The sequence below is a fragment of the Bradyrhizobium pachyrhizi genome, assembly GCF_029714545.1.
In the GTDB taxonomy this organism is placed as follows: Bacteria; Pseudomonadota; Alphaproteobacteria; order Rhizobiales; family Xanthobacteraceae; genus Bradyrhizobium; species Bradyrhizobium pachyrhizi.
The window spans coordinates 8,714,433-8,726,639 of the sequence record NZ_CP121667.1; the positions used below are offsets into that span (position 1 = coordinate 8,714,433).

General features: G+C 64.9%; 11 protein-coding genes. 5 read left to right on the forward strand and 6 right to left on the reverse strand.

The window, feature by feature from the left end; translation table 11 throughout:
- Window positions 1–36 precede the first annotated feature (36 nt).
- Both QA639_RS41105 and ispG read right to left on the reverse strand, forming a co-directional pair.
- Window positions 37–930, reverse strand: coding sequence for a TauD/TfdA dioxygenase family protein (locus QA639_RS41105; RefSeq protein WP_028337354.1), 894 nt, complete (start codon window positions 928–930; stop codon window positions 37–39).
- 251 nt (window positions 931–1,181) lie between these two features.
- The gene (gene ispG / locus QA639_RS41110) at window positions 1,182–2,471 is read right to left on the reverse strand and encodes a flavodoxin-dependent (E)-4-hydroxy-3-methylbut-2-enyl-diphosphate synthase (protein WP_028338143.1); all 1,290 of its coding nucleotides are present in this window, start codon (window positions 2,469–2,471) and stop codon (window positions 1,182–1,184) included.
- A gap of 259 nt (window positions 2,472–2,730) precedes the next feature.
- On the opposite strand from ispG, the gene QA639_RS41115 reads away from it, so the two are divergent.
- On the forward strand, window positions 2,731–3,606 hold the full coding sequence (locus tag QA639_RS41115; protein WP_283088880.1) for a sulfurtransferase: 876 nt from the start codon (window positions 2,731–2,733) through the stop codon (window positions 3,604–3,606).
- 179 nt (window positions 3,607–3,785) lie between these two features.
- On the opposite strand, the gene QA639_RS41120 is transcribed toward QA639_RS41115, so the two are convergent.
- The 3 genes from QA639_RS41120 to QA639_RS41130 all read right to left on the reverse strand — a co-directional run bounded on the left by QA639_RS41120 (window position 3,786) and on the right by QA639_RS41130 (window position 5,728).
- Window positions 3,786–3,974, reverse strand: coding sequence for a hypothetical protein (locus QA639_RS41120; RefSeq protein WP_283088881.1), 189 nt, complete (start codon window positions 3,972–3,974; stop codon window positions 3,786–3,788).
- A 112-nt stretch (window positions 3,975–4,086) separates the two neighbouring features.
- On the reverse strand, window positions 4,087–5,043 hold the full coding sequence (locus tag QA639_RS41125) for a DMT family transporter (RefSeq protein WP_283088882.1): 957 nt from the start codon (window positions 5,041–5,043) through the stop codon (window positions 4,087–4,089).
- A 199-nt stretch (window positions 5,044–5,242) separates the two neighbouring features.
- A complete protein-coding gene (locus tag QA639_RS41130; protein WP_028338147.1) occupies window positions 5,243–5,728 on the reverse strand; it encodes a Fur family transcriptional regulator in 486 nt (161 codons plus the stop codon).
- Window positions 5,729–5,895: 167 nt separating this feature from the next.
- On the opposite strand from QA639_RS41130, the gene QA639_RS41135 reads away from it, so the two are divergent.
- The 4 genes from QA639_RS41135 to QA639_RS41150 all read left to right on the forward strand — a co-directional run bounded on the left by QA639_RS41135 (window position 5,896) and on the right by QA639_RS41150 (window position 10,854).
- The gene (locus tag QA639_RS41135) at window positions 5,896–6,375 is read left to right on the forward strand and encodes a MarR family winged helix-turn-helix transcriptional regulator (protein WP_152977439.1); all 480 of its coding nucleotides are present in this window, start codon (window positions 5,896–5,898) and stop codon (window positions 6,373–6,375) included.
- Window positions 6,368–7,546, forward strand: a complete 1,179-nt coding sequence (locus QA639_RS41140) for an HlyD family secretion protein (RefSeq protein ID WP_283088883.1) — start codon at window positions 6,368–6,370, stop codon at window positions 7,544–7,546. The genes QA639_RS41135 and QA639_RS41140 overlap by 8 nt, the downstream gene beginning before the upstream one ends.
- Window positions 7,547–7,642: 96 nt before the next feature.
- Window positions 7,643–9,199, forward strand: coding sequence for an MDR family MFS transporter (locus QA639_RS41145; RefSeq protein ID WP_283088884.1), 1,557 nt, complete (start codon window positions 7,643–7,645; stop codon window positions 9,197–9,199).
- Between the two features lie 344 nt (window positions 9,200–9,543).
- Entirely contained in the window at window positions 9,544–10,854 is a 1,311-nt protein-coding gene (locus QA639_RS41150; protein ID WP_283088885.1) for an ABC transporter substrate-binding protein, read from the forward strand.
- Between the two features lie 178 nt (window positions 10,855–11,032).
- On the opposite strand, the gene QA639_RS41155 is transcribed toward QA639_RS41150, so the two are convergent.
- Window positions 11,033–12,202, reverse strand: a complete 1,170-nt coding sequence (locus QA639_RS41155) for a Gfo/Idh/MocA family protein (RefSeq protein ID WP_283088886.1) — start codon at window positions 12,200–12,202, stop codon at window positions 11,033–11,035.
- Window positions 12,203–12,207 lie beyond the last annotated feature (5 nt).

The following is a 12,207-nucleotide window of genomic DNA, read 5'->3' on the forward strand; positions in this document are numbered from 1 at the left end:
GCTGCGCTCTACCCATCCTGCGCACCACGCAATTTCTCACACCGGCCGCTCTCCCTTCACGGTCACGCGGGTGCCGGAGCGGGTGTGCGGCCAGTAATCCCACATCGCGCGGTGCTGGGCGCAGCGGTTGTCCCAGAACGCGATCGCGTTCTCGGTCCAGCGGAAGCGGCACTGGAACAGCGGGTTCTCGGCATGCTGGTAGAGATAGGCCAGCATGGCGTCGCTCTCGTCGCGCGGGATGCCGACGATGAAGCGGGTGAAGCCGCGATTGACGTAGAGCGATTTCTTGCCGGTCACCGGGTGGGTGCGGACCACCGGATGCTCGGCGCGCGGATAGCTCTGCTTGTCGGCGACGCCGTAGTTTGCATACAGGCCACGATAGGTCTGCTCGCCGTCATGCAGCGCGGTCAGCCCGTCGAGATAGGCCTTCATGCGGTCCGACAGCGCCTCATAGGCGGCGTACATGTTGGCGAACAGCGTGTCGCCGCCGCGCGGCGGGCACTGCTTGATGTAGAGGATCGAGCCCATCGGCGGCTCGAGGTCGCAGGACACGTCGGTGTGCCAGCCCTCGCCATTGGCGCGCGGCGAATCCTTGTCGGCATAGATCTTCATCAGCGCCGGATCGCCCTCATTGGGCGCGGCGGGGTGCACATGCAGCTCACCGAACTTGCGGCCGAAGGCGAGATGCTGGTCGGGGCTGATGTGCTGATCGCGGAAGAAGATGACGAGGTTTTCGGCGAGCGCGCGATGGATCTCGTCCACCTGGCGGTTGGAACGCGCATCGCCGCCGACCAGCTTGCCGATATCGACGCCGGAAATCTCCGCGCCGATGATCGGCGTCAGCTTCTCGACGCCGATGGTCTCATAGGGCTCGGATTGGTCGGCGAGGTGGCGGTAGCGCGGGCCTTGCTTGCCGGACAGCGAGCTCATGGGCGTTCTCCCGATGGTTCTTGTTTTGACCATCGTAGCCCGGATGGAGCGAAGCGCAATCCGCGCCGCAAGCATATCCGTCGTCCCGGACAAGCGCAGCGGAGCGGAGCGCAGATCCGGGACCCATAACCACAGGATCGGGTTTTGCGAAGGCTGGTAACCCACATCTCGCGCCACAATCACCGTCTGTGATTATGGGTCCCGGCCTTTGCCGGGACGACGGTTGAGTATGGGTCACGCGCAGAGTGAAACTACTCCGCGGCGCCGGCCTGCTCCGGCAGCTTGGCGCCGTTGCCGTAGCGCTGGTCGATATAGTCGATCACCAGCGCCTTAAAGTCGGCGGCGATGCCCGGACCGCGCAGAGTGCGGAACTTCTTGCCGTCGACGAAGACAGGCGCGGCCGGCGCTTCGCCGGTGCCGGGCAGCGAGATGCCGATATTGGCGTGCTTGGATTCGCCGGGGCCGTTGACGATGCAGCCCATCACCGCGACGTTGAGCTGCTCGACGCCCGGATACTTGGTCTTCCAGGCCGGCATCTCGTCGCGGATGAAATCCTGGATCGAGCGCGCCAGCTCCTGGAACGTGGTCGAGGTCGTGCGGCCGCAGCCTGGGCAGGCGGCAACCAGCGGCACGAAGGTGCGGAAGCCCATGGTCTGCAGCAATTCCTGCGCGACCTGCACTTCCAGCGTGCGGTCGCCGCCGGGCTCCGGCGTCAGCGAGATGCGGATGGTGTCGCCGATGCCCTGCTGCAGCAGGATGCCGAGCGCGGCCGAGGAGGCCACGATGCCCTTCGAGCCCATGCCGGCCTCGGTGAGGCCGAGATGGATCGCATAATCCGAGCGGCGCACCACTTCCTGATAGACCGCGATCAGGTCCTGCACGGCGGAGACCTTCGCCGACAGGATGATCCGGTTCTTCGGCATGCCGAGCTCTTGCGCGCGCGCCGCCGACAGCAATGCCGACTGCACCATCGCCTCGCGGGTCACGGCGCGGGCATCGCGCGGATTCGCCGACGCCGTGTTCTCGTCCATCAGCTTGGTGAGCAGCTCCTGGTCGAGCGAGCCCCAATTGGCGCCGATGCGCACCGGCTTGTTGTTCTTGTTGGCGATCTCGATGATGTCGGCGAACTGCGTATCGCGCTTGTTCTTGAAGCCGACATTGCCGGGATTGATGCGGTACTTGTCGAGCGCCTCGGCGCAGGCCGGATATTCGGCGAGCAGCTTGTGGCCGATATAGTGGAAGTCGCCGATCAGGGGCGTGGTGATGCCGCGCTTGCGCAGGCCGTCACGGATGTGCGGCACGGCAGCGGCGGCTTCCTCGCGGTCGACGGTGATGCGGACCATCTCGGAGCCGGCGCGGGAGAGCGCGGCGACCTGGGCGATGGTGCCGTCCACATCGGCGGTGTCGGTGTTGGTCATCGACTGCACGACGATCGGGGCGCCGCCGCCGACGGCGACGTTGCCGACCATGACCTGCGTGGTTTGGTGCCGCGGCGCGGGGCCGGCGACGTCGTCTTGCGGCAAGATCTCGGGCTTGTTCATGGCGTCTCGAATATCAGGTTTTGGTGACATTCACCAAGGGGGCGATGGGCCGCGCGCGCGGCGGGCCAAACGATCGTGTTTCGGAGTGAATTCAACAGCTTATGGCGCCGATTGAGGCCAAACGCAAGCCATGCAGCGGCGTCCTGCATGCCCAGCTATATTGGACCGGATTGGGGTGAATCAAAGGGCAAAGTGACAGCTTTTCATGTGATCTCGCGCATCTTAGCATCCTGTTAAGGGTACAACGGGAGGACGTGAAATGGCCGGCCACAGCGAGCTGATCACCACGGCGGAACTTGCCGAGATCCTGATCCGGCCGGACCTTCGCCTGTTCGACTGCACGACCTATCTGGAGCCGGCCCCCGCCGGCAGCAACGTTCCCTATATTGTCGTCTCGGGCCGCCAGACGTTCGAGGCCGGCCACATCCCGGGCGCGAATTTCCTCGATTTGCAGGCCGAGTTCTCGGATGCCCATACCCATCTGCGCTTCATGATGCCGCCGACAGCGCAGCTCGAAGCCGCGTTCGGCCGCCACGGCATCTCGGCGGGCAGCCGCGTCGTGCTCTATTCGATCGGCACCGCAATGTGGGCGACGCGGTTCTGGTGGATGCTGCGCTCGCTCGGCTTCGAGGGTGCCGCAGTGCTCGACGGCGGCATCGACAAATGGACCGCCGAAGGACGCGACATCGAGACCGGGCTTGCCGGCGGCTATCCGCCGGCGACGTTTGCGGCACGGCCAAAGGACGGCATGTTCGTCGACAAGCATGACGTGCTCGCCGCGACCACGGAGGGCGACACCGTCATCATCAACGCGCTCGGCCCGCAATTCTACAAGGGACTGGAGCCAAGCCGTTACGGCCGGCCCGGCCGCATCCCCGGCAGCGTCAGCGTGCCGGCGGCGACCCTGATCGATCCCAAGGCCAAGACGTTCGTGCCGCTTGAGGAGGCCGAAGCCACCTTCGCCGCGCAAGGCATCACCAGGGACAAGCGCGTCGTCGCCTATTGCGGCGGTGGCATCTCCGCGACCATCGACCTGTTCCAGCTGCATCGGCTCGGCTATGACAATCTCACGCTCTATGACGGCTCGATGGGCGAATGGGCGAAGGATGCAGAGTTGCCGATCGAGAGGGGGTAGTGGCGGGGCGCGATGTCTCCTCCGTCGTCCTGGCGAAGGCCAGGACCCATAACCACCGAATTTGCTTGTGAACGGGAAAACGGCCCCCGGCGTCGCGCGACAACCGACATTTGGGGTAATGGGTCCAGGCTTTCGCCAGGACGACGGTGAGGATGGTTCTCGCTCCGCAGGGCACGCAATCAAGCCGGCTTCCTGACGATCTCAAAGCCTCTCGCCGTCAATTCCTTCAAGATGCTCTTCGCCAGATGGGAGCACTCATCGGGCTTGATCCAGCACGAACTGCGCCAATCCGGATCATCCTCTTTCGAATACGCGGTGAATGCAGACCGGATTCCGGCTTCAATTGCATCGGTGGCATCGATTGCCATTGGCGCGCCTCCACGACATGCTTCGCCTGGGAGGCTTCACGAAATGCCTGCGGCGGTGTTGATGTATATCAATACCGGACGACAGGGTCGCGTTGCAGCGCGCTCGCAGCTCTCACGCCGGCACGTTGGGATCCGGCGTCACCTTCGGGTCGGGCTTGTTGACGAGATAGAGCCCGGCGATCACCAGCAGCGCGGCGACGCCGAACACCGCCGTCAGCGTGTCGTGCATGACGAAATAGGCCGCGACGACGCCGAACAGCGGCGTGACGAAGGTGAAGGCGGACAGCTTGCTTGCGGAGTAGGTTTTCACCATCGCAAACCAGATGACGAACGTGCAGCCCACCACCCAGACCGCCTGATAGGCGAGCAGCGAGATCGACAGCGCGCTCGGCACATGCTCGATGCGCTCGCCCGCGATCCAGGCGGCGAGGCCGAGGATCGGAATCGAGATCGCGACCTGGTAGCCGAGCGCCTTTTCCGGCGCCGCCTTGCGCAGCTGTGTGCCCTTGGCGACCAGCGTGGTCGCCGCCCACAGCGCGCCGCCGCCGACCACCATGAGGTCGCCGAGCAGCACCTTGGCGTCGACGTTCGGCTGCGGCACGCCGATCGCGAGCGCGACGCCGGCAAAGCTCAGCGCAAGCCCGCTCCACTGCACGGTCGAGAGACGCTCGCCGAGGAACTGGTGCGAGCCGAGCGCAACGAAGAACGGCGCGGTGTAGAGGAACACCGAGGCACGCGACGCCGAGGTGAAGACGAGGCCAGTGAAGATCAGCACGAACTCGCAGCCGAACATCAACCCGGCGATGATCCCGGGCACCAGCGTGCCGTCGCGCTCGAAGAATTTGACGCCGCGCAGGCGGCCGACGATCAGCATCACCGGCAGCGCGCCGGCCGAGCGGATCATCGCCTGCAACATCGGCGGCACGTCGGGCAGCGCGAGTTTCACCGCAAGCTGGTTGAAGCCCCAGCTCACGCACAGCATCAGCATCACGGCGATGGCGCCGGGCGGCAGCCCGTGTCCGACGCTGACGGGCCTCGTGACGCTGGCGGAGATCGCTTGGGTCGACATGTTTCCTCGCGGGCCGGCTTGGTGCCGTGTTGTTGCTAGTCGGACTGCGTCGTCCCTGCGAAAGCAGGGACCCATACGCCGCGGCCGGTGTTGTGAACGAGACTTGTCGTTCCAGCGTCGTATAACAATTGAGGGCGGTGGTTATGGGTCCCTGCTTTCGCAGGGACGACACCGCGGTGAGGACTTTGGCCGCGCTCAATCATTTCTGGCAATGCGCGCAGGTGCCGGCGATCTCGACGACGGAGAGTTTCGGGATGAACCCGGAGGCCCGCGCCGCCGCGGTCAGGCTTTGCGCGACGGGGGCGGCCGGGATCTCGCCGACCGAGCCGCAATGGTCGCAGATCAGGAACGCCACCATCGAGGTCTCGTCATGGTCATGCGCGCAGGCGAGGAAGGCGTTGCGGCTCTCGATGCGGTGGACGAGGCCGTTCTCCATCAGGAAGTCGAGCGCGCGGTAGACGGTAATCGGTGCCGGCCGCGGCATCGTCTTGGCCAGTTCGTCGATCACCTCATAGGCGCCGAGCGGGCGATGGCTCGACAGCAGCGCCTGCAGCACCTGACGGCGGATCGGGGTGAATTTCTGGCCGCGGCGCGCACAAACCTGCTCGGCATGCGCCATCGCGTCCGCGGCGCAGCGGCCGTGATCGTGGTCGGGGGCAGGAAATGTCGGCTTGGCCAGGCTCATTGCCTCGATATGTAGCATTTGCGCGTCCGTTCCCAAAGCCCGACCCCCAACCCCGGTCCGCCACCGCGTTGCAGCCATGCCCACAATGCGGGGCAGCCTCGCGTTAACCCGGCATGCAGAATTAATAAGCAAGCTTATTATATCCCAAGCTTATGGAGGCAGGATCGATGCGCGGTTCGGTGGACACCGATTTCTTGTTTACGCTGGGCGAAGTGTTCCGGCTGATCCGGGTCTATGCCGACAAGGAGGCCGCCCGCTACGGCATCACCCGCGCGCAGTGGGCAGTGCTGTCCAAGGTGGAGCGCCAGGAAGGGCTGAAACAGACCGAGCTCGCCGAACTGCTCGAGGTGCAGCCGATCACGCTGACGCGGCTGATCGACAAGCTCTGCGACAATGGCTGGATCGAACGCCGCAGCGACGAGAACGACCGCCGCGTCAACCGCCTCTATCTGAAGAAGGCCGCGCGCCCGCTGCTCGGCAAGCTCGCCGGCCTCCGCTCCGAACTCACCGCGACCGCGCTCGAGGGCATCAGCCCCGCTGACGCGTATCGCCTGCTCACCCAATTAGAATCGATCAAGGAAAACGTCCGCAATGCCGTCCAGACCACAGCCGGCGAGCCCTCCCGAAAGGAACAGCGCTATGGCTGAACCCGTCCTCAAACTGGCCCCCGAGCAGAAGAGCAATCCGGGCGAGCCCACCCCGTCGGGCAAGGCCAGCCGCGCGCCGCGCCGTCGCCTGATGGCGGGTTTGCGGCGCTATCGCCGCACGCTGCTGCTGGTCGTGCTGCCGACGCTGGCTGCGATCGGCGGCATCGTGTTCTATCTCAATGGCGGCCGCTATGTCGGCACCGACGACGCCTATGTCGGCGCGCAGAAGGTGCTGATCACGCCGGAAATCTCCGGCAAGATCGACAAGATCGTCGTGAAGGAAGGCCAGCACGTCAGGAAGGGCGACGAGCTGTTCGAGATCGACCCGGTGCCGTTCCGCCTCGCGGTGGCGCAGGCCAAGGCTGCGCTCGACCAGACCAGGACCACCTATGACAACCTGGTCGACAACATCAAGATCAACGGCAGGATGCTGGAATTCGCCCAGCAGAGCATCGAATTGAAGAAGCGCGACGTCGAACGCAAGTCGACGCTGGCCAAGCAGAATTTCGGCTCGCAGCTCGACCTCGACAACGCGGCGAATGCGCAAGTGACTGCCGAGAGCCTGGCGCAATACATCAGGCAGCAGATCTCCAAGGACAAGACGCAGCTGCTCGGCGATATCGACCTGCCGGTCGAGCAGTTCCCGCCCTACGCCCAGGCCAAGGCCAAGCTCGATGACGCCCAGCGCAATCTCGACCACACCGTGCTGCGCGCGCCGATGGACGGCGTCGCGACCCAGGTCGACCAGATCCAGCTCGGCCGCTTCGTCGCCGCCGGCTCGCCGGTGTTCTCGATCATCGATGTCGACCATCCCTGGGTCGACGCCAATCCGAAGGAGAGCGACTTCACCTATGTCGCGATCGGCCAGCCGGTTGAGCTCGACGTCGACGCGTTCCCGAACCATCGGTTCAAGGGCAAGATCGGCTCGCTGTCGCCCGGCACCGGCGCGCAGTTCGCGATCCTGCCGCCGCAGAACGCGACCGGCAATTTCGTCAAGGTGGTGCAGCGCGTCCCCGTGCGGATTTACTTCGACGAGAACGATCCGTTCGTGAAGAAGCTGAAAGCCGGCATGAGCGTCTACGCGACGATCGACACCAACCACCGCCGCACGCTGGCCGGCCTGCTCGGGCTGGCGCCGGCCTCGGCGCACCCGGATCACGAGCAGGAATAAATGAGATGAGGCCGAACTGGCGGCCGCGATAACAGTGCGCCCCCTCTCCCGCTTGCGGGGGAGGTGGTTTCCAACGCTCGAACAGGACCGACCTGAATGAATGCACCGTCACCATCCGCTGTGCCCGGCATGCGCCGGAACATGGTGACGATCTGCGCGATGACCGCGACGATCATGCAGGCGCTCGACACCACGATCGCCAACGTCGCGCTGCCCTATATGCAGGGCTCGCTGTCGGCCTCGCAGGACCAGATCAACTGGGTGCTGACCTCCTACATCGTCGCGGCCGCGATCATGACCGCGCCGGTGGGCTGGATCGCCAACCGCTATGGCCGCAAGCGCATCTTCATCATCTGCTCGGCCGGCTTCACCGTCGCCTCGGTGTTCTGCGGCCTGGCGCAGGACATCAACCAGATGGTGCTGTTCCGCCTGCTGCAGGGCGTGTTCGGCGCGGCGCTGGTGCCGCTGTCGCAGGCCGTGATGCTCGACTCCTACGCGCTGCATGAGCGGGCGAAAGCGATGTCGATCTGGGGCATGGGCGTGATGATGGGCCCGATCATGGGGCCCTCGCTCGGCGCCTGGCTCACCGAGACCTATTCCTGGCATTGGGTGTTCTTCGTCAACCTTCCGTTCGGCGCCATCACCGTGCTCGGCCTTGCCGTCTTCATGGATGAAACCAAGCAGGACCTCAATCTGCGCTTCGACTGGTTCGGGTTCGGCGCGCTCGCGGTCGCGATCGGTTCGCTGCAGCTCGCGCTCGACCGCGGCGAGCAGCTCGGCTGGCTGGAATCCAACGAGATCATGATCGAATTCATCGTCTCCGCGGTCGGCTTCTACTATTTCTTCGCCCATTCGCTGACGACCAGCCGGCCCTTCATCCAGTTCGCGCTGTTCAAGGACAAGAACTTCCTCGGCGGCTGCGTGTTCATGACTGTGATGGGCCTCGTGCTGTATTCGACCATGGCGCTGTCCTCGCCCTATCTGCAGAACGTGGTCGGTTACCCGATCATCACCGCGGGCCTGTTGTTGGCGACCCGCGGCGCCGGCACCTTCGTCGCGATGATGCTGGTCGGCCGCATGATGCGCTACATCGAGGCGCGCGCGCTGATCATCTCCGGCCTGGCGCTGACCGCGGCCTCGCTGTTCCAGATGACCGGCTGGACTGACATGACGCAGGCCAACGAGATCATCGTCGTCAGCGTGGTCCAGGGCTTTGGCTTCGGCCTCGTGTTCGTGCCGCTGTCGACGGTGGCGTTCATGTCGCTGCCCAACCATCTGCGCACCGACGGCACCTCGATGCTGACGCTGCTGCGCAACGTCGCAAGCTCGGTCGGCATCTCGATCGTGATCGCGCAGCTGACGGAAGGCGGACGGCGGATCTACGCAAAGCTGTCGGAGCAGATCAACCCGTTCAACCACGCGCTGCAGATGCCCGACGTGTCAGGCATGATCAACCTCAACACCGACGCCGGCCGCGCGATGGCCGACAAGATGGTGGCGGCGCAGTCGCAGATCATCGCGTTCTCGCACGACTACCAGCTGGTGATGCTGTTCATCCTGGTCTCGATCCCGCTCGCGCTGATGATCGGCTCGACCAAGGCCACGCTGCGCTCGCAGTCGGCGCCGTCGGACCATGCCGCGGTGATGGAGTAGACTCTTCACCCTCCCCTGGAGGGGGAGGGTCGGCTCACATTGAGCGAAGCGAAATGTGCGCCCGGGTGGGGTGATCTATCGGCACGGGCGCTGTTCGTGTGGTGAGACCGTCACCCCACCCCGCTGCGCATTCCGCTTCGCTACATGCGCAACGACCCTCCCCCTCCAGGGGAGGGTGGTATCGCGCGCTCCTATTCCGTCGCGGCACGCTCTAGAGCTTCCACTCGACCAAAGCGCAAGACGCCGCAGCCGCAAGCCGCGTTGACTTTCCGACCTCGCCTCCCAATACTCCGCGAAAACAAGCAAGACCCGTCACACAACTGACGGTTTCAGGGGAGGACGCGATGCCGACTTCACGCAGGACGCTGCTGAAGACTTCAGCGGCTGCCGCCGCTGCTTTCAGCTTGGATTGGACGCGGGCACAGGCGCAGGCCGAGACGGTCCGGATCGGTGTGATCTACGACCTGACCGGCCCGTTCGCCGCCGGCGGCTCGGTCGCCTCCTCGATCGGCACCCAGATCGCGATCGACCTCGTCAACGAGAAGGGCGGCATCGGCGGCAAGTACAAGATCGCGCCGGTCAACGTCGATTCCCAGAGCAAGCCCGATGTCGCGATCAACGAGGCCAATCGCCTGATCGACCAGGAGAAGGTCGATATCCTCAACGGCGTGTTCGCGAGCTCGCATGCGGTGCCGCTCGCCGCCAAGGTCGAGCAGCAGAAGCGGATCCTGTGGATCACGACCGCGGTATCGACCGCCGTGTTCAAAGACAAGAACCTGCAATACGTATTCCGCGCGCAGATCCATTCCGACCAGTACGGCCAGGCCTTCGCGAGCTTCATCAACGAGCACGCCAAAGCCAAGCTCGGCATGGAGCCGAAGGACGTCAAGGTGGCGCTGATCCATGAGGACGGGCCCTATGGCGTCGGCGTCGCCGCGGCCGACGAGGCCTTCGCCAAGGAGGTCGGGCTGCAGGTGGTGCTGAAGGAGGGCTATTCCGCCTCCGCGCCTGATCTCTCGGTGCTGGTCACCAAGCTGAAGCGCGCCAAGGCCGACGTGATCTCGCATGCCGGCTACAATCCCGACATCACGCTGTTCCTGCGCCAGGCGCGCGAGAGCGGGCTGAAGTTCAAGATGCTGTTCGGCGCCGGCGCCGGCTACAGCCAGCTCGACAAGCTGCGCGCGACCTTCGGCGCCGACATCGACAATTTCTGCAACATCGATCCGGTGCCGGCGCAGCTGCTCGATCCCGCCAAGCTCGCGCCGGGAATCGGCGATCTCACCAAGACCATGGTCGCGCGCTACCGCGAGAAGACCAATGCGACCGAAGTGCCGCCGCACTGCTCGATGGGCTTCAACCAGACCTGGATCCTGCTCAACAATGTGCTGCCGGTCGCCAAGGAGAAGTACGGTGGCTTCGATCCCGAGGCGATCCGCAAGGCAGCGCTCGACGTCGACATTCCCGCTGGCGGCACCATCCAGGGCTATGGCGTGAAGTTCTATCCGCCGGGCACGGCGCTGTCCGGCCAGAACGAGCGCTCGACGCCGGTCGTGATGCAGAACGCCGGCGAGCGCATCACCGTGGTATGGCCGACCAGTATCCGGACGCAGGATCCGGTGTTCCCGCTGCCGAAGGGCTCGGTGTACGCGGCTTAGCGTGGCGACGAGGCGAGACTGCCGCCGCGCCGGGGCTGCGCTCCCTCACCCCGCTCTTGCGGGGAGGTGAGATGTCGCCTTGCCGCTCGAGCGAATGACGCGGTGACAACCCCTCATCCGGCGCGCTCGCGCGCGCCACCTTCTCCCACAAGGGGTGAAGGGAAGCGGTGCCGAGCGGCTACAATGTCACCCGCCTGCCCTCATCCGCGGCCCAGTAGCCGGCATAGTTCACCCTGGTCGTCTCATACGCCAGCGCGAGATCGGCGAGCGGCTGGCGCCCGGTCGCCACGCACTCCATGAAGTCCTGGATCTCCTGCAGGTAGCCGCGGGTCCATTCCTCCTCGAGGCAGACATATTGCCAGCCGGTTTTGCGATCGACTTTTTCGGTGATGTAGACCGAGGCGAGCTTCTCCTCGCTCGTCTGGTAGCTGGTCAGATGCGTGTTGGGGGTGATGTTGGCGAACAGCGAGCCGCCCGAGGTGTAGGTCTCGATCAGGTTGCGCACACCGCCCATGATCATGTCGCCGGAAAACACCGTCGCCTTGGTGCCGTCGGAGAAGGTTGCGGTGAGCGTGCCCCAATCCTCGACATCGACCGGATTGGCCTTGATGTAGGCGCGCTCCTGCGGCTTGAGGCTGGCGGTGACATTGCCGACGTCGCAGCTGACGCTGGCGACCGTGATGGTCTCGCCGCGCGCGCGGGCCTCGACCTGCTTGAGATAGAGCACCGCCGACAAGGGATGGCAGCCCATCCGGATCAGCGAGCCGCCGCCGGTCATCGCCCACTCGGCGGCATGCGCCGCATGCGAGCCGGAATGGCTCTCCTCGCCCTTCATGAACAGGATCTTGTCGCCCGTCGCGCGGATGATCTCCGCGGTCTTGGTCACCGCCGGTGCGTAAATCCAGTCCTCGGCATACATGAAGAGTTTTCCGCTTCGCTCGATCGCGGCGCGGGTTTTCTCCATCTCGTCCATCACCCGCTGATACATCAGCGCCTTCGGCACATGCCGGCCGATCGGCGCCTTATCGCCGTCGCGGCCGAAATAGCCACTGAAAGGCTTCTCGCAGATCACGTGCTTGCCGGCCTGCATCGCCTCGACGATCATCGCGGCGTGAAGGTTCGGCGGGGTGCAGATGTCGATGACGTCAAGCTCGCGGTCGGCGATCAGCTCGGCGAAGCTGCGATAGGCGTTCGGGATTGCGTGCTTGCGGGCGAACTCGTTGACATGATCGCCGCGCGCCGCGACCGCCCTCACCTCGACGTGGACGCCATAGACGCGCCGGTAGGCAACCATATGCAGCTCCGACACGAAGCCGCAGCCGGCCAGCCCGATCCTGATTTTTGTCATTTGAT

What these genes read in the sequence shown, in the direction of transcription:
- QA639_RS41105 (WP_028337354.1), bottom strand. Translation starts at nt 930, where the DNA reads ATGAGCTCGCTGTCCGGCAAGCAAGGCCCGCGCTACCGCCACCTCGCC.
- ispG (WP_028338143.1), bottom strand. Translation starts at nt 2,471, where the DNA reads ATGAACAAGCCCGAGATCTTGCCGCAAGACGACGTCGCCGGCCCCGCG.
- QA639_RS41115 (WP_283088880.1), top strand. Translation starts at nt 2,731, where the DNA reads ATGGCCGGCCACAGCGAGCTGATCACCACGGCGGAACTTGCCGAGATC.
- QA639_RS41120 (WP_283088881.1), bottom strand. Translation starts at nt 3,974, where the DNA reads ATGGCAATCGATGCCACCGATGCAATTGAAGCCGGAATCCGGTCTGCA.
- QA639_RS41125 (WP_283088882.1), bottom strand. Translation starts at nt 5,043, where the DNA reads ATGTCGACCCAAGCGATCTCCGCCAGCGTCACGAGGCCCGTCAGCGTC.
- QA639_RS41130 (WP_028338147.1), bottom strand. Translation starts at nt 5,728, where the DNA reads ATGAGCCTGGCCAAGCCGACATTTCCTGCCCCCGACCACGATCACGGC.
- QA639_RS41135 (WP_152977439.1), top strand. Translation starts at nt 5,896, where the DNA reads ATGCGCGGTTCGGTGGACACCGATTTCTTGTTTACGCTGGGCGAAGTG.
- QA639_RS41140 (WP_283088883.1), top strand. Translation starts at nt 6,368, where the DNA reads ATGGCTGAACCCGTCCTCAAACTGGCCCCCGAGCAGAAGAGCAATCCG.
- QA639_RS41145 (WP_283088884.1), top strand. Translation starts at nt 7,643, where the DNA reads ATGAATGCACCGTCACCATCCGCTGTGCCCGGCATGCGCCGGAACATG.
- QA639_RS41150 (WP_283088885.1), top strand. Translation starts at nt 9,544, where the DNA reads ATGCCGACTTCACGCAGGACGCTGCTGAAGACTTCAGCGGCTGCCGCC.
- QA639_RS41155 (WP_283088886.1), bottom strand. Translation starts at nt 12,202, where the DNA reads ATGACAAAAATCAGGATCGGGCTGGCCGGCTGCGGCTTCGTGTCGGAG.